Origin of the sequence: Pseudoalteromonas sp. P80D2 (genome assembly GCF_036680945.1) — a bacterium.
In the GTDB taxonomy this organism is placed as follows: domain Bacteria; phylum Pseudomonadota; class Gammaproteobacteria; order Enterobacterales; family Alteromonadaceae; genus Pseudoalteromonas; species Pseudoalteromonas shioyasakiensis.
Genome location: NZ_JAZDAR010000037.1, coordinates 98,269 through 117,470, shown reverse-complemented (window position 1 = coordinate 117,470; position 19,202 = coordinate 98,269). Strand labels below are relative to the sequence as shown.

Below are 19,202 nucleotides of genomic sequence, written 5' to 3'. Positions count from 1 at the left end.
AACTCAATAAAAAAGGGCTTTTTAGCCCTTTTTTTATGCGCAAATTTTATTAACTAAATGCCGCTTCTTTCATTTTTAATGTGCCACTATCTGCATCAAGCTCAACCACAGTGCCAACAGGCAGGATAAATTGACGCTTAATATGGCCAATCATAGCCCCACGATAGGCAGGGATCCCCAGTGGTTTTATATAATCTGCAAAAATATCGTCAAGGGTTAACGATCCATAACCACGGCCTGGCTTACAGTCATTACAATCGCCAAATACAAAGCCTGCAATTTTATCAAGTGCGCCCATGAGTTTTAGTGTGCTCATCATTCTGTCAATTCGATACGGCGCTTCGTCGATATCTTCTAAAAATAAAATTGCGCCATTAAAGTCTGGTAAATAACTCGAGCCTGCAAGGGCTGTCAGTACCGTTAAGTTGCCACCGATTAATCGTCCAGAGGCTTTACCTGGTGTAATCGTTTGGGTCAGATACTGTGTGTTAACAAGCTCATCATCGGCTTTTGGTAAGTTTTGGAATTGTATTAGCTTACGCGCTTCGAACATGCTCTTAAATTGCGCAACATGAAACGGGTTCCAGTCACTCGATGCATTTGGGCCATGAAAGCTGATTAACCCAGCTTGAGACAGTAATGCATTGTGAAGAGCGGTAATGTCCGAATAGCCCATCAGAGGTTTTGGGTTGTTACGGATCATTGCGTAGTCTAGCAAAGGTAAAATACGGGCAGCGCCTGAACCGCCACGTAAACACAAAATGGCATCAACCTCTTTGTCGCTGAATAAACTATTTAAGTCTCCGGCTCGCATTGCATCAGTGCCAGCTAAATGGCCGCGTCTTGCTAAAATGTTTGGTGCAAGCTTAGCCTTGTATCCCAGTGCCTCTATAACGCCTTTTGCTAGTATGATATCAGCCTGTTCGGCAGTGGCAGCTGACGGGCTACACACACCAATTGTGCCGCATTTTTCCAGCGCTTTTGGCTTAATTAATGTTTGGGTGCTAGTATTCTGCGCCGCCATTAAAGGAGCTGATGTCAGACTTGCGCCAGCGGCAAGAATTGAAAGTGACTTTAAAAATGACCGTTTATTCATAGCGAGCCTCATGTTTTTATAGTATGAGTATCGCATTGAAAAAAATATTTCAAATATTTGTTACGAAATGGAATAGATGATTCTTTTTGGCAAGGCAAAAACACTACAGCAGAGAGTGTTTCTCTGCTGTGCAACTAAGCTGTTAGCTGGTGTGATTAGAATATAAGTTGTCGATTAACTCATCTTCTAGCTCAAAGCGCAGTTCAAGTGCTTCGCCTAAGATTGATAGGTCTTTATCAAACTCATCAAGCAAGTCATCTTTGTCAACTTCTGCGTATTTGTCGTTAAAGTCGAGTGCTACATCTGTGGTTTCAGAAATGCGCGGGTATAAGGCATTCGCCAGCTTTTGGCTCTCAGGACCTTTTTCTTCACACGCTTTGGCAATGTCGTCGTAAATTTCGAAATGGCCAGCAGAAAGGTAATCCATCAGAATTTGGCAAAAGTTTTGAATTTGCAGCTGATCAGGAAGGGCATGATCTTTCTTTTCGTACGGTGAAAAGCCTGCAATACGGCAGAACAACACAAGCAGCTCTTGACGTTCTGTGAGCCATTTGTCGATTACAGAGTGACTACCACCCCATTTTTGTTGAGCTTTTTCCAAACGCGTCAGCATATTTCATCTCCTCGCTGAGTAGGTTTTCCTTTGTATATATAAAAAGGAAATATGACACAAAGATCAACTAAATTCTTAGTGTCTAATTGCAACAGATTGTAAAAGTCATTCTAAAGACATACTTTTCAGCATTGAATAGGCCAAAAAATGACCTTGTTTTTAGAGTGGACTTTTTTTGCTCTCATTGCAGTGTATGGGAATTGATTCAAAACTACTAGTATTAATTTTGCAATTTTTATCTAAGCGGATGAGTTGTAATTTGCTGATTTAGAAAAGAAAAAACCACCAAAATTGGTGGTTTAATTCTTTTTCTTAGACTTGTTAAAACAAGCGTTCTTATTATTATGGGAAGATTGTTGTTCTTATTGTTATAAGATTTTTATTATTGTTTTTGTTAACGCGGGGTAAGTTATACCAAGCTTTTTTGTATGTTGCAAATTTATTAATAGAAAGTTTTAAATTTATTTTGTTTTCGCTCAAAAAACGCACATTAGGCTTAGGTTGGCTGAAAAAACATGATCTATATCTAGCCTTGATTATCTATCCATAGTGAGACGCGCAATATGGTGATACAATCTGCTCAATTTCATTCAGTTCTAGGATTCTATACGCATGAGCGAATTAAAAAACGATCGTTATTTACGTGCACTACAAAAGCAACCTGTTGATGTCACACCGGTATGGATGATGCGCCAAGCTGGCCGCTATTTACCTGAATACCGTGCTACACGTGCCCAAGCAGGCGACTTTATGAGTTTATGTAAAAACGCTGAACTTGCTTGTGAAGTAACGTTACAGCCATTACGTCGTTATCCGCTTGATGCTGCAATTCTATTCAGTGATATTTTAACTATTCCTGATGCTATGGGCTTAGGTCTTTACTTTGAAACAGGTGAAGGTCCAAAATTTGAACGTCCGATTTCTTCATTAGCAGATGTTAAAAAAATCCCAAATATCGATCCAACTGATGAGCTTGGTTATGTGATGAATGCGGTAAGTACGATTCGTCGCGAATTAAAAGGTGAAGTACCGCTAATTGGTTTCTCTGGTTCACCTTGGACACTTGCCACTTACATGGTTGAAGGTGGTAGCAGCAAAACATTCGGTAAAATCAAGAAAATGGCCTTTGCAGAGCCACAAACACTGCACCTATTACTTGATAAATTAGCTGACTCAGTAATCGACTATTTAAACGCGCAAGTTAAAGCGGGCGCGCAATCGTTAATGGTATTTGACTCATGGGGCGGTGTATTAAGCCCACGTGATTACAATGAGTTTTCATTACAATACATGCACAAGATTGTTGATGGCTTAATTCGCGAATACGATGGCCGTAAAGTGCCTGTGACGTTATTTACTAAAAATGGTGGTCAGTGGATTGAAGCAATTGCAGCAACAGGCTGTGATGCAGTAGGTCTAGACTGGACTATTAACATCGGTGATGCAAAGCGTCGTGTTGGCGATAAAGTCGCGCTGCAAGGCAACATGGACCCAGCAATGCTGCATGGCACGCCTGAGCGTATTCGCCAAGAAGTTGCTACTATCCTAGAAGACTTTGGTACAGGCTCTGGCCATGTATTCAACCTAGGTCACGGTATTACACCAGATGTAGACCCAGAAAATGCAGGTGTATTTATCAACGCCGTTCATGAATTCAGTGGTAAATACCACAAGTAAGCAAAAGCTAGTCAAAAAAAGCCCGCATTTAGCGGGCTTTTTGTTGTAATTCACTTCGTTATTTAAACAAACGATTTAAACCATTTAATGCAGCTACGCGATAGGCTTCAGCCATAGTCGGGTAGTTGAACGTGGTATTTACAAAGTAATCAATGTTATTACCGCCGTTCTTTTGTTCCATAATCGCTTGACCGATGTGAACGATTTCAGAGGCACGCTCACCGAAGCAGTGCACACCCAGTACTTCTTTGGTATCAACATGGAATAAAATCTTTAAGCTACCCACCTCAGTGCCTGCAATTTGCGCACGCGCTAAATGCTTAAATTGAGCACGGCCTACCTCGTAAGGGACTTTTGCAGCAGTTAACTCTTGCTCGGTTTTACCCACTGAGCTCATTTCAGGGATCGTATAAATACCTGCTGGAATATCAATGATCAGCTTTTCATCACAGTTACCACATGCAATCGCATCGGCTGCAATACGGCCTTGGTCAAATGCCGCACTGGCAAGGCTTGGGTAACCTATTACATCGCCCACAGCATAAATGTTATCGACTTCTGTTTGGTATGTTTCATTCACTCTAAGCTGGCCACGACCATCCGCTTTTAGGCCAACAGCTTCAAGGTTTAATGTGTCTGTGTTACCCGTACGACCATTGGCAAATAAAATACAGTCAGCTTTTACGCGCTTGCCTGATTTTAAGTGCATTACCACACAGTCATCGCGAGTTTCTACGCGATCAAACTCTTCATTATGACGGATAACAATACCGCTATTCCAAAAGTGATAGCTTAGAGCATCTGAAATTTCTGCATCCATAAAGGCAAGTAGGCGGTCACGGGTATTCACTAGGTCAACCTTGGCGCCTAAGCCTTTAAAAATAGAGGCGTATTCACAACCAATTACACCAGCACCATAAATCAGCACACGATGAGGGTCATCTTCAAGGCCTAAAATGGTATCGCTGTCGTATATACGTGGGTGTTTAAAGTCTACACCTGGTGGACGGTAAGGGCGCGAGCCAGTAGCAATAACGATTGTTTGTGCAGTAAGCGTTTCAAACGAACCGTCTAGGTGCGTCACTTTGATAGTGTGTTTATCAATAAATTCAGCATCACCTTGATACATATGAATGCGGTTACGTTCATAAAAGCTGCTGCGTAAATTAGATTGCTTTGAAATGACGTTACTTGCGTGGCGCAAAATATCTGGGAAAGTTAAGCGGTTAGGGCGTTCACTAATATTAAATAGCGGGTTTGCTTTATATTCAATATAACGACTTACAGAGTGACGTAATGCTTTTGACGGGATAGTACCCCAGTGCACACAACCGCCACCTACTGCTTCTTGACGCTCAATAACAGCGACTTTTTTGTTACTTTTAGATAGGTTCATGGCGGTACCTTCACCGCCAGGACCTGTACCTATGATGATCGCATCATATTGATAAGATGGAGTATCTTTTTGCTTTACTTGTTGTTTGGCCACAGCCGCTCCTATGTTAACTAAAAGAGGCTTTTAACAACCTCGCATTTAGTGCAAGCCAAGCCTGCTTTTGGTTTTCCCAAGCGGCTTCAAGCTCGTGATATTGTGTCATTAATGCTGATTTTTCACACTGTTTCATCATTTTATTACGTTTGATTTCTAACACGCGTTTTTGCAAGGCACAGAAGTGTTGCAGTTTTTTCAGCAGTAAATCGTACTCAGATTGTAATAATGTAAGCTTATCTTGCGCTAAAGGCAATTTTGCAAGGCGACCTTGAGTCTTATTCATCAAGGTTTCTGCTTTGGCTTTTTCGATTCGCTCAATCGGTGTGCGCTTTAATTTTGAAGCAAGACCGATTGCCGCTAAAGAGCGGATCATCCACTTAGTTGGATCATAGTGATACCACTTAATGCCATTGCGATAGTCGCTAGCAAAAATGTGATGGAAGTTATGATAGCCTTCACCATATGTGAATAGCGCTAAAAAGCCATTATCACGGGCGGTGTTTTTTTCTGTGTACGGACGTGAGCCCCAGATATGTGCCAGCGAGTTGATAAAAAAGGTAAAGTGTTGGCTCAATACTAAGCGCAGTAAACCAACCAGTAATAACATGCCCCATACATCGCCAAGCATTAAACCAAGTAGTAAAGGAATACCAAAATTAGTCGCGACGACTAACTTCATATAGTGACGGTGTTGCCACATAACGACTTTGTTTTTTTGTAAGTCTCGGCAGTTACTGTAGTTACCGTATTGTTCGCCTTGGTAATCGCGCAGCATCCAACCGATGTGGCTATACCAAAAGCCATTAGTAGCGGCGTAAGGGTCTTTGATTGGATCATCAACTTGACCATGGTGAATACGGTGATCGCTACTCCAGTGCAAGGCACTATTTTGTAATGCAAAAGCACCGCCTAAGGCAAAAATCACTTCAATAACAGGATGCACATCATAGGCTTTGTGTGCCCATAAACGATGATAACCTGCAGTAATAGAAAGTCCGGCGTAGAACATACAGCCAACAAAGGCTATCCACTGTGTACTGGTGTATCCGTAGCTAAAGCCATACCAAGGAACAAGGGTGATCGCGGCCAAAAATGTAAGGCTAAAAAATAGCACATTGGTCCAAATAATCGGTGGTTTTTTCATCTGAATAAATCTCGGCGTACAGTTGTACGCTAAAATAGTGTTTCATTCTCTCCGCGTCAAGTATTAGACTGTCTCATTAACCGAAAAATCATTAAAAGTTCACGCTGGGAGTTTCCATGTCGGGTGTTAGAGCGCAACAGAAACAAAAAACACGACAAGCACTAATCGAGGCTGCATTCAATCAATTGAGTGCCGATCATAGTTTTTCTAATTTAAGCTTGCGTGAAGTTGCCCGTGAAGCAGGGATTGCACCTACCTCTTTTTACCGCCATTTTAAAGACATGAATGAGCTTGGTTTGACCATGGTTGATGAAGCTGGTTTAACACTTCGCCAGCTTATGCGCCAAGCGCGTCGCCGTATTGAGAGTGGTGGTAGTGTGATCACGACATCAATCGTTACCTTTATGGAGTTTATCGATAACTCGAGCAACCAATTTAGATTGTTATTGCGTGAGCGCTCAGGAACTTCAAAAGCATTTCGTGCCGCGGTTGCTCGTGAAATTAAACATTTCATTTTAGAGCTTGCGCATTACCTTGAAAGCGAAACACCATGCGATCCAACTCATGCATACATTCAAGCCGAAGCCATGGTGACTTTAGTATTTAATGCCGGTGCCGAAGCCCTCGATATTGAAGGGACACAACGCGAAGAGCTGGTTGAGCGTTTAATCTGGCAATTACGTTATATTGCTCGCGGTGCCACTTTATACGTGCGTGATAGTAACCAATCGCAAAAGTTAATCTAAGCAATAGAGGCTTTACCTTCCGAAACTTTAAACGTTCAATACACTCAATGAGGGTTGATTAACCTTAAAAATGCATTTTTGTGGATTTTTAATTCCGGTAAGGCGATTTAAAAATCGGTTTTGTGGAAAAATTATGCTTGCAAGCAGGTTTTTTGAATGTTAAAAATACAGCCACTGAACACACATTTAGTAAATTAAGATGCAAATTACACATTCAATTACATTAAAACTAAACCTCTTACTGCTTAAATCAGTGAGCGGGGCTTAGTGTATTTGCATTTGTAGAACATTAAAAAACCCCGCAACCGCGGGGTTTTTTTTATCTCGCTAATGGGTCATTGGGAACGAGGACAGTTTATGAAAGATAAGGTTTGGATTTTTGACACAACGTTACGTGATGGTGAGCAAGCATTAAAAGCAAGCCTAACCGAAGACGACAAAATTCAACTTGCGCATACCATTAGCCGCTTAAATGTGGATGTAATGGAAGTGGGTTTTCCGGTATCTAGCCCGGCAGATTTTCGCTCTGTACAGCGCATTGCGACTGAAGTAAAAGGGCCGATTATTTGTGGCTTAGCACGTGCTGTTGCAAAAGATATTGAAGCATGTGGTGAAGCACTTCGCCCGGCAGAGCAGGGCCGTATTCATACATTTATTGCAACCAGTCCATTACACCTTGAACACAAATTACGTATGAGCTTAGACGATGCAACGGCAATGGCTGTTAAGTCGATTAAACTTGCGCGTAACTACACCGATGACGTTGAGTTTTCGTGTGAAGATGCAGGTCGGACACCGCATTGGGATTTATGCCGTATCGTTGAAAGCGCTATTGATGCCGGTGCATCAACTATCAACTTACCTGACACCGTAGGCTATGTAACGCCAGACGAATACGTTGCGATGATCCACCACTTAATGAACAATGTACCAAATATTGACAAGGCGCGTTTAAGCGTGCATTGCCATAACGATTTAGGTTTAGCGGTTGCTAACTCAATCGCTGCAGTACAAGCCGGTGCTCGCCAAATCGAATGTACAATAAATGGCATTGGTGAGCGTGCAGGTAACTGCTCGCTTGAAGAAGTGGCGATGATCATGAAGATGCGTGAAGACCACTTAAAAGTTCATACCGATATTCGCAGTGAAGAGATTTACCGTGCTTCGCGCCAAGTCGCGAAGATTTGTAATATGCCAGTACAACCAAACAAAGCAATTGTTGGTGAAAATGCCTTTGCACACAGCTCAGGGATCCACCAAGACGGCGTATTAAAAGCCCAAAACACTTACGAAATTATGTCGCCAGAAAGTGTCGGTGTACCTAATAATCAATTAAACATGACTTCGCGTTCAGGTCGTCATGTTATTGAGCATCGTTTAGAAGAGTTAGGCTATCAAAAATCTGATTACGATATGGATAGCTTATACAGCAGCTTCTTAGCATTAGCAGACCAAAAAGGTACTGTGTATGACTACGACTTAGAAGCGATGATTTACTTTAACCAAATCAAAGATAAAGACGAGAAGTACCAACTTGAGTTTGTTAACTCTACGTCTAACTCACAATCGGTGGCGAGCTCAACAATCGGCATGACAATTGATGGCGAGTCTAAGCAAGAGGCAGCAACAGGTAACGGCCCTGTTGAAGCATCATTCTTAGCAATTGAGCGCTTAACGGGTATGTCGGTCGAAATGATTGAATACAACCTAGAAGCAACAGGCCAAGGTGCCAGCTCACTAGGACAAGTGAATATTATCGCTAAATACGATGGTCGCCCATATCACGGCGCGGGCATTGCAGCGGATGTGGTTGAAGCGTCGGTACGCGCCATGATCCGCGTTTATAACTTAATTTATCGTGCACAAAAAGTGTCTGATTTAAAACAACAGAGGAAAGCAGGATGAGTCAATCGAATTACAGTATCGCAGTATTAGCAGGCGACGGGATTGGTCCAGAAGTTATGGCAGCAGCAGAAACCGTCTTGGATGCTGTAAGCGAAAAGTTTGGTTTTACTTTGACTCGTCATCACCACGCGATTGGTGGTGCTGCCATTGATGAGTTTGGTCAGGCACTGCCGCAAAGCACTCTTAGTGCTTGTGAAAATGCCGATGCGATTTTATTTGGCTCGGTAGGTGGCCCTAAGTGGGAAAACTTACCACCGAATGAGCAACCAGAGCGAGCTTCACTGTTGCCACTGCGTAAGCATTTTGGTTTGTTCTGTAATTTACGCCCAGCACAATTACTACCAGCACTAAGTGCTGCGTCACCACTTCGTGCAGATATCAGCGCACAAGGCTTTGATATCTTATGTGTTCGCGAGCTAACAGGCGGTATTTATTTCGGTGAAAAAGGCCGCAGTGGTGAAGGTGAGCAAGAAGCCGCTTTCGATACCCAAACATATTCACGTAAAGAAATTGAGCGCATCGCACGCTTTGCATTTGAAGCCGCTAAGCTGCGTAGTAATCATGTTACCTCGGTTGATAAAGCGAATGTGTTAGCGACCAGCGTACTTTGGCGTGAAGTGGTCTCTGAAGTAAGCAAAGATTACCCAGAAGTAAGCCTTGACTACATTTATGTTGATAACGCGGCAATGCAGTTAGTAAAACAGCCAAGTCAGTTTGATGTATTACTTTGCGATAACTTGTTTGGCGACATTTTGTCTGATGAGTGCGCGATGATCACAGGCTCTATGGGCTTATTACCATCAGCGAGTTTAAATCAGTCTGGCTTTGGTTTGTATGAGCCAGCTGGTGGCTCAGCACCTGATATTGCTGGTAAAGGGGTTGCAAACCCAATCGCACAAATTTTAAGTGCTGCGCTTATGTTGCGTTACTCACTAGGGCAAGATGAAGCGGCTCGTACGATTGAAAAAGCGGTGGCAGAAGCGGTTGAAGCAGGTGTTGGTACGCCCGATATCTACCCAAATGCAGGGTACACCACCAGTGATGTTGCTGCGGCAATTGTGGCACGTATTTAATTAAAAATTGTTTGCGCTGAGCTCGTCACTCAGCGTAACTAAAATGAGGGAATAGCAAGTGGCCCAAACCTTATACGATAAAATTTGGCAAGCTCATGTAGTCGCCAGTATTAATGATCAAACTGATTTACTTTATATCGACCGTCACCTAGTTCATGAAGTTACTTCGCCGCAAGCCTTTGCTGGCTTACGTGAGAAAAACCGCAAAGTACGTTGCCCAGAAAAAACTTTTGCGACTATGGACCATAACGTTTCAACAAAAAGTCGCTCATTAGATGCTGCGAGTGAAGTGTCGAAAAATCAATTAATGGCACTGGATGCAAACTGTAAAGAGTTTGGTATTCAACTTTATGATTTAAATTCGATTAATCAAGGTATTGTGCATGTTATGGGGCCTGAGCAGGGCATTACCTTACCGGGCACAACCATAGTGTGTGGTGACAGCCATACCTCCACCCATGGTGCATTTGGTGCACTAGCGCACGGTATTGGTACTTCAGAAGTTGAGCATGTACTAGCCACTCAAACGCTACAGCAGAAAAAAGCCAAGTCGTTAAAAATTCAAATTAATGGTCGCCTGCGCCCAACCGTTACTGCCAAAGATTTAATCATGGCGGTGATTGGTAAATTAGGCACTGCGGGTGGTACTGGCTATGTTGCTGAGTTTTGTGGCGAAGGGATTGAAGCGCTGTCTATGGAAGCGCGTATGACGCTTTGTAATATGAGTATTGAAATGGGCGCAAAAGCGGGTTTAATCGCACCAGATCAAACAACTTATGATTATTTAAAAGGTCGCCCATTTGCACCACAAGGTGCTGACTTTGATAGTGCCGTTGCCTACTGGCAAACACTAAAAACTGATGAAGGCGCAGAGTTTGATCATGTTGTTGAATTAGAGGCCGCTGATATTCAACCGCAAATTACGTGGGGTACCAGCCCTGAGCAAGTGATTGGCGTAGATGAATTCATTCCTGATCCTGAGCAAGAACCAGATCTAATCAAAGCTGATGCGATTCGTAGTGCACTAAAATATATGGGTTTAAAAGCCGGTGATAAATTGTCTTCTGCGACTGTTGATACCGTATTTATTGGCTCATGTACAAACAGCCGAATTGAAGATTTACGTGCTGCCGCGCAAATTGTTGAAGGTAAGCAGGTTGCAGCGGGTGTTGAAGCACTGATTGTTCCTGGTTCTGGCCTTGTTAAAAAACAAGCCGAAGACGAAGGCCTTGCAGATATCTTCAAAGCAGCTGGCTTTGAATGGCGTGAGCCAGGTTGTTCAATGTGCTTAGCAATGAATGACGACAGATTAGAAGCCGGCAAACGCTGTGCGTCGACCTCTAATCGTAACTTTGAAGGACGCCAAGGTCGCGGTGGACGCACTCACTTAGTGAGCCCAGCAATGGCTGCGGCAGCGGCAATTCATGGTCGTTTTGTTGATATCAGAGGAGAAGCCTAATGAGTGTATTTTTTAGTGGCTTAATGGCCCCGTTAGATAAAAACAATGTTGATACTGACCAAATAATTCCAAAGCAATTTTTAACGTCGACCAGCCGTGATGGCTTTGATGCGGCGCTTTTTTACGATTGGCGTTATTTAGATAACGGCGAGCCAAACCCTGAGTTTATTTTGAACCGCCCTTGTTACCAAGGTGCGCAAATTCTTTTAACTCGCGACAATTTTGGTTGTGGTTCATCGCGTGAGCATGCGCCATGGGCATTAAAGCAATATGGTTTTGAAGTTATCTTAGCGGAAAGCTTTGCCGATATTTTCTTTAATAACTGCGGCAATAACCAAATGCTTGCTATCGCATTGCCTGCAGAAACACTTGAGCAATTATTTGTGCTGAGTGAACAGCATGACGATATTCATATCGAAGTTGATTTAGAAAACCAACAACTTCGTAGCGATAAGTTTGACACTATTCACTTTGATATTCGCCATGACATTAAAGAGCGTTTGTTAAGTGGCTTAGACTTTATCGGTGTGACTGAAACACTTAACAGCCAAATTGATGCTTTTGAGCAGCAACTTGCAGCAGAACGCCCTTGGCAATAACCTGTTTTTTCCATGTGAACCTAAACGCGGCCAAGGCCGCGTTTTTTTGTTTTTTATCGTAATTGTTTTCTTTATGGTCTTTAAACCATTAGCCTAGACTGAAATTTTATTTAGGGAACACACCATGAAATACTTAGTAGCATCGATGCTCGTGGCAGCATCATCAGTAGCGGCTGCGCGACCTGCACCGTTAGTGTCAATTCCAAGCCATGATGGCTTTTTTGATAATATTGCCGCCCATTGCGGTAAAGCTTACGAAGGTAAAGTGAGCGTTGATAACGCTGCTGGCCCGAGCTCATTTGCGGGCAAAAAGTTAGTAATGCATGTACGTCGTTGTAACGAGCGTGAGTTACAAGTGCCATTTCATGTTGGTGATGATGCATCTCGTACTTGGATCATCACAAAAACGGGCAGTGGTTTGAGTTTAAAGCATGACCATCGTCATAAAGATGGCAGCGATGATAAATCAACCATGTATGGTGGCCATACCCTTGATGCGGGTTTTGCTAACGCGCAGTCGTTCCCGGCTGATCAGTATTCAAAAGAGTTGTTTGTGAGCCAAGGTATTCCCCAATCAATGGGTAACACGTGGCAAATGTATATTTATCCTAAGCAATTTTCGTATCGCTTAGTGCGTGAAGGGCGTGAATTTCGTGTTGATTTTGACTTAACTAAACCTATCACGCCGCCAAACGCGCCGTGGGGATATGAAGACTAGTGCTATTTAGCTTCGTCTTCACACTGTAAAACAACCGTTAAAGGTGGCTGATAGGCGCGTGGTTTAGTTGGAAAACGTTCATACTCCTGCACCCCATCAGTCACTCTTAGCATAAAAGGTTTGTCTCTACATAAGCGACTTGCATGGCGCAGTAAGAATACGCTTTGATTGCGAAAGTGCTTGTAGTCGTCAGACTGAATTTCGAGGTGGTAGCGGCCGTCGGCCAACTTAGTTTGGTAGTAGTGGACTTTTTCGTCGAAGTCATAGAGCTTTTCGGTTTCGCCTTTTGCTGCCTGCGCATTACTGCACCCCGCTAACATTAAAACGGCGCTGATTAATAGTGCTTGTGTACTTCTCACTTCACTCATAAACACTTAACTCCATGTGATTAATACCTTGTTTCATCGTGATGTTGAACCTGAGTTAGCATCCATAGTCAAACTAAGGTAACGTTACGTCTTACATGTAGTCTAACACCCAAAAAGGGAAAATGTGATGCTCAATAAAATAAAACAGCTGTTTTCAGCGCTGAATGATACCCAATCTAGCATTGCTGAGCATGACCTAAAAACCGCCGTTGCTGCGTTATTAATTGAGGTTATGCGTGCAGATAATGAGTTACAAGATGATGAGCAACAGACCCTGAATGAGACCTTAAAGAAGTATTTCTCGCTCAACGAAGAAGAGGTTCAAGAGTTAGTTGCAAGTGCATCGCAAAGCTTAGATGATGCAATAGATTACTTTCAGTTTTCAAAACAAGTTAATGCCCAGTGCAGTGCCGAGCAGCGTATTGAAATCATCGAGCTGTTGTGGCGTTTAGCCTACGCAGATGGCAATTTAGATAAGCATGAAGAAATGGTTATTCGCCGCGTCGCAAGCTTGCTGTATGTAACTCATGAAGACTTTATCGCTGCTAAGCTAGCAGCGACAAAACTAAGCTAGGGCTATTAAATCAGGCTTACTTATTTAATTTGCTCGCTACGCTCACAAGTTGCTGGGCAAGGCTGGCAACTTGCTCGGCTGTATCAGCATCGCTGATGCGGCCTTGCTCATCTAATTTAGTGTGGATAGCAGGTACTGCGAGTTGATCTGCAAGTACTAAACTACCAATACCTGATAAAATATCACGAACGTGATTTAAACCACGTAAGCCACCTAAACCACCCGGTGAAGATGCATAAAGTGCAGTCACTTTATTACGAAATGCAGGCACTGCGCCTTGCTCTGTACGAGAAGCCCAATCGATTGCGTTTTTAAGTGGCGCTGTAATTGAGCCATTATATTCTGGGCTTGCTAATAAAATGCCATCAGCAGCGCGAAGCTTATCTTTTAATAATTGTGCGCCAGCAGGTGTACCTTGCGCTTCAATATCTTCATCAAATAATGGTAAGTCTAAATCACTTAATTTAATCACTTCTACTTCAGCACCACTTTCGAGGGCGAAGCGTGCAGCTTCATTAATCAGTTTTTGATTAAAGCTGTCTTTACGTAGGCTGCCTGCTAGGGCAATAATTTTTGGTGCTGTCATGATGGCTTCCTTTTTTAAGCTTCACTGTTGATATACTCACTGTAGCAAAAAACAGCTTGCAGAAAAGCCAAATAAACGCAAAACTTATGTGCGTATATGCACATAAGGAGCCGTTATGGCGATTCAATTTGATGATTGGCAAGATGTAAAAGTCGCTTATGAGGTGGCAAGGCTCGGCACGTTAACCGCTGCTGCCGAATCGTTAGGTGTTCACCACAGCACAGTGCTTAGAAGAATCAATAATTTAGAAGATAACCTTGATGCGCGGTTATTCCACCGCCATGCCCGTGGCTATACAGTGACAGAAATAGGCGCTAAGTTGTTTGCGACTGCAAAATCGATTAACGCTGAACTTGAAAAACTTCACAACGATATTATTGCCGCTGATAGCCAACTGCGAGGCAGTTTATTATTAACTACGGTTAGTGGTTTTATTGATGTGCTTAGTGATGTCTGTGAGCAGTTTCAAAGTCTGCACCCGCAAGTGCAACTCGAAGTTATTCTTGATCAAAACCGTTTACGCCTTGATCACGGTCAGGCGCACATTGCTGTGCGAGCGGGTCCTCGGCCTGATGAAGGCGACTATATTGCCCAGCATTTAGCTGAACTTTCGTCAGGGTTTTATGCCTCTAAAAGTTATATTGAAAAGTATGGCATGCCAAAGAATATTGAGCAGTTGCAACAGCATAGTTTTGTTTCTGGGGTGGCTGGCTATAACGGTAAAGTGCCTTATTTTGCATGGGTTGATCAACATATTGAACCTTCGCAAATTAAGTTACGGGTGTCTGAAACATCAGAAGCTACAAGGGCGATTGTGAGAGGCTTAGGAATTGGTGGTTTACAGCATGAAGTGGCAAGCCAATACCCTGATCTGCTGCCAGTGCTTCCTAAAGAGCTAAACTGGCCAACGGATCTTTGGCTGGTAACGCATCACTTGGTGCATCGCACAGCCAAAGTCCAAGCATTTAGTCAGCTTTTAAAAGCCTATTTTAAAGATTTAAAAGCTTAAACAGACTTTTTAACGCTAATGCCTAGCCGTTTGGCTAGGCGCACAAGGTTGGCTCTATCAACACTTAAGCTACGTGCTGTGGCAGCCCAGTTTAGGTTATGTAGTTCAAGTTGTTGCATAATCAATTGATAACTAAAAGCGTCGGTTGCCTCTTTCAGCGATAAGCGAGTGGCTTTTTGTTCGTTAACTGCAACAGGGCTTGGTGCAGCAACGGCCATTTTAGCGATATCACAATGGTCAGGCTCGATTGTGACAATGCTTTGTTGCCATTGCTGCTGCTTGGCTTTGAGTGCTGCTCGACTGATCACATGTTCAAGCTCTCTCACATTGCCTGGCCAATCATATTGACGCAGTAGTAACTGTGTATCGCTACTAAGCTTAAGTTGCTTAATTGCCAATTTTTTAGATGTTTGCTCAATAAAAAAACCTGCCAATAAAATAACATCGTTATCGCGCTCTTTTAGTGGTGCAACATACAATGGGTAAACGCTTAAGCGGTGATAAAGGTCTGCACGAAAGCGCCCCGCAGCGACTTCTTGTTTTAAATCGCGGTTGGTAGCTGCAATCACTCTGACATCAACATAACGGCTCTGATCTTCCCCCACCGTTTGTACTTCACCACTTTGTAATACGCGCAATAGCTTACTTTGCATAGCAAGCGGAAGCTCGCCAATTTCATCTAAAAACAGGGTACCACCATCGGCGAGTTGAAACTTACCCTGGCGAGCAGTATGTGCCCCAGTAAATGCGCCTTTACTGTGACCAAAAAATTCACTTTCTGCTAAGTTCTCTGGTAACGATGCGCAGTTTAAGTGGATCAACGGCATGTCGCGGCGTTTTGAGTTTAAATGGATATTGCGCGCAACGAGTTCTTTACCGACGCCTGTGTCGCCTTGTATCAATACGCTAAATTCTGAGGCAGCCACCAGCTGAATATCATTTTTAAGGGTCTGCATTGCTTGGCTATTACCAATAATTTCGACACCTTCTCGTGTTAGTGCCTCAAGGTTAAGCTGCTGCGCAACTTGATGGTTGTGCTGTGCGTGCTGCATAAAATGCTGCAAGGTTAGGGCATGCTCAACATAGCCTGCAGCTAGCTGTTTTAGTTGATTGAGCTCGTTCATTGCTAAAGCGTCAAAGGCATGTTCATCTAAACTATCAAAGGTCAAAACACCCAATAGTTCGTTGTTATCTTTGCTACTCAGCAGCGGCACGCCCATGCAGGCATGAACAGGAAAGTCTCCATGCTGGCTTTGTAATAAACCATCGTAGGGGTCGGGTAGGCCACAATCTTTGGCAAATTTTAGCGGTTCACTGCCACGGCATATTTCAAATAAGCGCGGATGCTCCGCTATTTTAAAGCGTCTTCCTAACGTATCGTCCGACAACCCATGAAGGGCTACGGGCTTTAACACATCGCCTTGTTTCAATAATAAGGCAACTGCATCACATTCAAGCCAATCATTAATGCAACTCAACAGATAACTGAAATTATGATCAACACTGCTTGCTTTGGTAAGTGCAAGTGCAACATCAAGAAGGGATTTTTTGAGCATCATGTCAATTTGACCTGAATGTGTTTTATTGATGTTTTTAATTGTGTGTCATTTTGACTTATTTATCAAGTGTTCAAATTTAATGCATTGATATTTAATGGTTTCTATTTTTGGCTTGAACTGTGCAATAGCTGGGGAAATTAAACGCTGAGAGCACGAATGAAAGTCATTAATTTAACTGAACCTATGCCAACTAAGATCAAATTTTATCAACTCAGCCAGTGGCCGTTATGGGCATTAGCATTTCGGCCTTTTTTCTTGGCGGCAGGTGCCTTAGCTGTATTTGCTATGAGTTACTGGTTTTTAATCTTGACGGGCTATGCACAGTGGCACCTAACAATGCCCGCAACGCTTTGGCATGCTCACGAAATGCTGTTTGGCTTTGCAGGCGTGGTTGCCATGGGCTTTTTGCTAACCGCCGCACAAACATGGACAGGTGTGCCGAGTGTAAGTGGTATTAAGCTTTGTTTGCTTAGCATGATTTGGCTTGTTGCAAGGCTTAGTTTTTTTATTGAGATTGCGGGGTTCGAGCAGCTGAACCTTTATCTTGTTAGTGCGCTACAACTCGTTTGGTGGCTAGCTGGAATTATTATCTTAGCTGACATGCTGATACAGGCGAAAAGCAGCCATAACTACTTATTTGTTGTCATCGCATCTTTGCTCTGTGCGCTCAATGTGATTTTTTTAAGTTTAGTTGTACTTAATAAAATGTCGCTGGCACTGGGGGTTGTTGATACCGCTGTACTTATCATGACACTGCTAGTTGGTGTTGTGGCTGGGCGAGTTGTGCCATTTTTTACCGCGCGCGGCCTTAACCTAAGTGAACAAGTTAGAACCCCCAAGCTCGATAAATTAGTCGTATTTAGCTCATTTTTCGCCATTGCTTGGTTCTTTATGAGTCAGCTATTTTTTAGCGCAATGAGTACCGGCTGGATCTTTGTTTGGCTTGCTTGTTTACATGGGGCTCGGTGTGTTTTGTGGTGGCATAAAGGCATTCTAAAAGTACCTTTGCTATGGTCATTACACGTGGCTTATTGGGCTTTATCTGTGGGTTTAATACTCATCGCGATGAGTTATTTCAGCTCTATTATCTTATTCAAAGACGCGCTTCATCTGATCACTGTTGGCACCATAGGTGTGATGATCATCGCCATGATGGTTCGTGTCTCTCACGGTCATACAGGGCTCGCATTACAAGCCCCTGCGTACATTAGTTTGGCATTTGTACTCATTGTGATAGCTGCCATTGTACGCTCGTTACTTCCCATTTATTTAGGTCATCACCTTGCATGGCAGCTAAGTGCGTTGCTGTGGGTTGCTGGCTTTAGCTTATTTTTATTTCATTGTGCGCCCATCTTAGTGAATCGTCGTGTTGATGGTCGCCGCGGTTAATCTCTCCAATAGGAAAAACTATGTTATCTGAAAAAACGATCCAGATTGTTAAAAGTACTTTGCCGTTGCTTGCACAAGCAGGCCCTCAAGTGACTGAGTATTTTTATGATCGTATGTTTAGCTACAACCCTGAGCTTAAAAATATTTTTAATATGACACATCAGCAATCGGGCTCTCAGCAATTTGCGCTGTTTAATGCCTTAGCTGCCTACGCGGCAAATATTGATAACTTGGCAGTGTTAAAAGATGCGCTTGCGCGCATTAATCATAAACACACCAGTTACCATATTTTGCCAGAGCATTATCCTATTGTTGGTGGACATTTGATTGCGACTTTAAAAGAGTTATTGCCAGAACAATTTACCCCTGAGGTTGAGTATGCATGGCGTGAAGCCTATTCGTTATTAGCTGATGTATGTATTAATGAGGAGATGTCGCTATATCAAAAAACCAAAAAGGCGCCGGGAGGATGGTTTGGTACCCGTGCTTTCACTATTACAGAAAAACGTATGGAGTCATCGCAAATTTGTAGTTTCACATTAACGCCTGCCGATGCAAAGCCTGTTGTGGCGTATTTACCAGGCCAATATTTAGGGATTAAAGTAACGCCTGCAAACAGTGATTTAACGCAAGTGAGGCAATACTCTTTATCGCAGCAAAGTAATGGCCGTAATTACCGAATTAGCGTGAAAAAAGAAGGCTTGGTATCTAACTACCTACATAGCTTAACTGAGGGGGATGAGGTAAAAATTTACCCACCTGCAGGCGACTTTGTGCTTCGCGAAATTGACTCGCCTGTTGTATTGATTTCAGCGGGAGTTGGTCAAACCCCGATGATGGCGATGCTCGAAACACTATTAAGTAATCAACCTAATCAGCCAATTCATTACCTTCATGCTTGCGACAGTGAGACGCAGTTTGCCTTTAAAGAGTACTTATTTAAGCAACAGCAAGCGCACGCTTCATTACATTGTGTTACCTGGTTTAAAGATGGCAAGGGGAGCGATTTTGCGGGCTTAATGGATGTAAACCACATCGCTGAAAGCTTACCAATAAGCAAAGGTGACTTTTACCTGTGTGGCCCAATCGCCTTTATGGCAATGATAAAAGAGCAACTACTAGGTATTGGGGTTGCAAGTGAACGCATTCATTATGAGGTGTTTGGCCCTCACCAAAGCCTATGATGTAAAAGGCG

At 43.0% G+C, this 19,202-nt stretch carries 18 protein-coding genes; 11 read left to right on the top strand and 7 right to left on the bottom strand.

Annotated elements, in window-relative coordinates; translation table 11 throughout:
- Nucleotides 1–49: 49 nt before the first annotated feature.
- Together VRK28_RS10825 and VRK28_RS10820 are read right to left on the bottom strand one after the other, a co-directional pair.
- On the bottom strand, nucleotides 50–1,096 hold the full coding sequence (locus tag VRK28_RS10825) for a S66 peptidase family protein (RefSeq protein ID WP_332393914.1): 1,047 nt from the start codon (nucleotides 1,094–1,096) through the stop codon (nucleotides 50–52).
- 142 nt (nucleotides 1,097–1,238) lie between these two features.
- On the bottom strand, nucleotides 1,239–1,709 hold the full coding sequence (locus VRK28_RS10820; protein ID WP_054562902.1) for an Rsd/AlgQ family anti-sigma factor: 471 nt from the start codon (nucleotides 1,707–1,709) through the stop codon (nucleotides 1,239–1,241).
- Between the two features lie 612 nt (nucleotides 1,710–2,321).
- Between VRK28_RS10820 and hemE the strand changes: the two genes are divergently transcribed.
- Complete coding sequence (gene hemE / locus VRK28_RS10815; RefSeq protein WP_130050295.1) at nucleotides 2,322–3,386, top strand: uroporphyrinogen decarboxylase; 1,065 nt, start codon at nucleotides 2,322–2,324, stop codon at nucleotides 3,384–3,386.
- 58 nt (nucleotides 3,387–3,444) lie between these two features.
- On the opposite strand, the gene sthA is transcribed toward hemE, so the two are convergent.
- Nucleotides 3,445–4,875: a Si-specific NAD(P)(+) transhydrogenase gene (gene sthA / locus VRK28_RS10810; protein WP_062564769.1), complete on the bottom strand. Its 1,431-nt coding sequence runs from the start codon at nucleotides 4,873–4,875 to the stop codon at nucleotides 3,445–3,447.
- A gap of 13 nt (nucleotides 4,876–4,888) precedes the next feature.
- Nucleotides 4,889–6,022 (bottom strand): acyl-CoA desaturase, encoded by a 1,134-nt coding sequence (locus tag VRK28_RS10805; RefSeq protein WP_058586121.1) that lies wholly within the window; start codon nucleotides 6,020–6,022, stop codon nucleotides 4,889–4,891.
- A gap of 116 nt (nucleotides 6,023–6,138) precedes the next feature.
- Here VRK28_RS10805 and fabR point away from each other — a divergent pair, with 116 nt between their 5' ends.
- From fabR to VRK28_RS10775, 6 genes are all read left to right on the top strand, one after another.
- Nucleotides 6,139–6,768 (top strand): HTH-type transcriptional repressor FabR, encoded by a 630-nt coding sequence (gene fabR, locus VRK28_RS10800; RefSeq protein ID WP_054562898.1) that lies wholly within the window; start codon nucleotides 6,139–6,141, stop codon nucleotides 6,766–6,768.
- 357 nt (nucleotides 6,769–7,125) lie between these two features.
- Nucleotides 7,126–8,673, top strand: a complete 1,548-nt coding sequence (gene leuA, locus VRK28_RS10795) for a 2-isopropylmalate synthase (RefSeq protein ID WP_332393913.1) — start codon at nucleotides 7,126–7,128, stop codon at nucleotides 8,671–8,673.
- Nucleotides 8,670–9,746: a 3-isopropylmalate dehydrogenase gene (gene leuB, locus VRK28_RS10790; RefSeq protein ID WP_054554475.1), complete on the top strand. Its 1,077-nt coding sequence runs from the start codon at nucleotides 8,670–8,672 to the stop codon at nucleotides 9,744–9,746. Before leuA ends, leuB begins: the two co-directional genes overlap by 4 nt.
- Before the next feature lie 58 nt (nucleotides 9,747–9,804).
- A complete protein-coding gene (gene leuC / locus VRK28_RS10785) occupies nucleotides 9,805–11,205 on the top strand; it encodes a 3-isopropylmalate dehydratase large subunit (RefSeq protein ID WP_054554474.1) in 1,401 nt (466 codons plus the stop codon).
- Nucleotides 11,205–11,804 carry a 3-isopropylmalate dehydratase small subunit gene (gene leuD / locus VRK28_RS10780; protein WP_054562894.1) on the top strand — a complete coding sequence of 200 codons (600 nt, stop codon included), beginning with the start codon at nucleotides 11,205–11,207 and terminating at the stop codon, nucleotides 11,802–11,804. The genes leuC and leuD overlap by 1 nt, the downstream gene beginning before the upstream one ends.
- 124 nt (nucleotides 11,805–11,928) lie before the next feature.
- A complete protein-coding gene (locus tag VRK28_RS10775; protein ID WP_332393911.1) occupies nucleotides 11,929–12,522 on the top strand; it encodes a hypothetical protein in 594 nt (197 codons plus the stop codon).
- Between the two features lie 2 nt (nucleotides 12,523–12,524).
- On the opposite strand, the gene VRK28_RS10770 is transcribed toward VRK28_RS10775, so the two are convergent.
- The gene (locus VRK28_RS10770; RefSeq protein WP_055198597.1) at nucleotides 12,525–12,890 is read right to left on the bottom strand and encodes a hypothetical protein; all 366 of its coding nucleotides are present in this window, start codon (nucleotides 12,888–12,890) and stop codon (nucleotides 12,525–12,527) included.
- A gap of 127 nt (nucleotides 12,891–13,017) precedes the next feature.
- Between VRK28_RS10770 and VRK28_RS10765 the strand changes: the two genes are divergently transcribed.
- A complete protein-coding gene (locus VRK28_RS10765; protein ID WP_058586124.1) occupies nucleotides 13,018–13,464 on the top strand; it encodes a tellurite resistance TerB family protein in 447 nt (148 codons plus the stop codon).
- A gap of 16 nt (nucleotides 13,465–13,480) precedes the next feature.
- Here VRK28_RS10765 and VRK28_RS10760 read toward each other — a convergent pair whose 3' ends face one another.
- Nucleotides 13,481–14,050, bottom strand: coding sequence for an NADPH-dependent FMN reductase (locus VRK28_RS10760; RefSeq protein WP_054562889.1), 570 nt, complete (start codon nucleotides 14,048–14,050; stop codon nucleotides 13,481–13,483).
- A gap of 115 nt (nucleotides 14,051–14,165) precedes the next feature.
- Between VRK28_RS10760 and VRK28_RS10755 the strand changes: the two genes are divergently transcribed.
- Nucleotides 14,166–15,059 carry a LysR family transcriptional regulator gene (locus tag VRK28_RS10755; protein ID WP_054562888.1) on the top strand — a complete coding sequence of 298 codons (894 nt, stop codon included), beginning with the start codon at nucleotides 14,166–14,168 and terminating at the stop codon, nucleotides 15,057–15,059.
- Here the strand turns inward: VRK28_RS10755 and norR are convergent.
- Nucleotides 15,056–16,618 carry a nitric oxide reductase transcriptional regulator NorR gene (gene norR, locus VRK28_RS10750; protein WP_269407802.1) on the bottom strand — a complete coding sequence of 521 codons (1,563 nt, stop codon included), beginning with the start codon at nucleotides 16,616–16,618 and terminating at the stop codon, nucleotides 15,056–15,058. The two genes, VRK28_RS10755 and norR, sit on opposite strands and share 4 nt — an antisense overlap.
- Before the next feature lie 156 nt (nucleotides 16,619–16,774).
- Between norR and VRK28_RS10745 the strand changes: the two genes are divergently transcribed.
- A complete protein-coding gene (locus VRK28_RS10745; RefSeq protein ID WP_332393910.1) occupies nucleotides 16,775–18,007 on the top strand; it encodes an NnrS family protein in 1,233 nt (410 codons plus the stop codon).
- Nucleotides 18,008–18,027: 20 nt separating this feature from the next.
- Nucleotides 18,028–19,191 carry an NO-inducible flavohemoprotein gene (gene hmpA / locus VRK28_RS10740; protein ID WP_332393909.1) on the top strand — a complete coding sequence of 388 codons (1,164 nt, stop codon included), beginning with the start codon at nucleotides 18,028–18,030 and terminating at the stop codon, nucleotides 19,189–19,191.
- Nucleotides 19,192–19,202: the final 11 nt, after the last annotated feature.

Bases quoted from the DNA above. Each gene is read 5' to 3' on its own strand.
- VRK28_RS10825 (WP_332393914.1), bottom strand. From the start codon at position 1,096: ATGAATAAACGGTCATTTTTAAAGTCACTTTCAATTCTTGCCGCTGGC.
- VRK28_RS10820 (WP_054562902.1), bottom strand. From the start codon at position 1,709: ATGCTGACGCGTTTGGAAAAAGCTCAACAAAAATGGGGTGGTAGTCAC.
- hemE (WP_130050295.1), top strand. From the start codon at position 2,322: ATGAGCGAATTAAAAAACGATCGTTATTTACGTGCACTACAAAAGCAA.
- VRK28_RS10805 (WP_058586121.1), bottom strand. From the start codon at position 6,022: ATGAAAAAACCACCGATTATTTGGACCAATGTGCTATTTTTTAGCCTT.
- fabR (WP_054562898.1), top strand. From the start codon at position 6,139: ATGTCGGGTGTTAGAGCGCAACAGAAACAAAAAACACGACAAGCACTA.
- leuA (WP_332393913.1), top strand. From the start codon at position 7,126: ATGAAAGATAAGGTTTGGATTTTTGACACAACGTTACGTGATGGTGAG.
- leuB (WP_054554475.1), top strand. From the start codon at position 8,670: ATGAGTCAATCGAATTACAGTATCGCAGTATTAGCAGGCGACGGGATT.
- leuD (WP_054562894.1), top strand. From the start codon at position 11,205: ATGAGTGTATTTTTTAGTGGCTTAATGGCCCCGTTAGATAAAAACAAT.
- VRK28_RS10775 (WP_332393911.1), top strand. From the start codon at position 11,929: ATGAAATACTTAGTAGCATCGATGCTCGTGGCAGCATCATCAGTAGCG.
- VRK28_RS10770 (WP_055198597.1), bottom strand. From the start codon at position 12,890: ATGAGTGAAGTGAGAAGTACACAAGCACTATTAATCAGCGCCGTTTTA.
- VRK28_RS10765 (WP_058586124.1), top strand. From the start codon at position 13,018: ATGCTCAATAAAATAAAACAGCTGTTTTCAGCGCTGAATGATACCCAA.
- VRK28_RS10760 (WP_054562889.1), bottom strand. From the start codon at position 14,050: ATGACAGCACCAAAAATTATTGCCCTAGCAGGCAGCCTACGTAAAGAC.
- VRK28_RS10755 (WP_054562888.1), top strand. From the start codon at position 14,166: ATGGCGATTCAATTTGATGATTGGCAAGATGTAAAAGTCGCTTATGAG.
- norR (WP_269407802.1), bottom strand. From the start codon at position 16,618: ATGATGCTCAAAAAATCCCTTCTTGATGTTGCACTTGCACTTACCAAA.
- VRK28_RS10745 (WP_332393910.1), top strand. From the start codon at position 16,775: ATGAAAGTCATTAATTTAACTGAACCTATGCCAACTAAGATCAAATTT.
- hmpA (WP_332393909.1), top strand. From the start codon at position 18,028: ATGTTATCTGAAAAAACGATCCAGATTGTTAAAAGTACTTTGCCGTTG.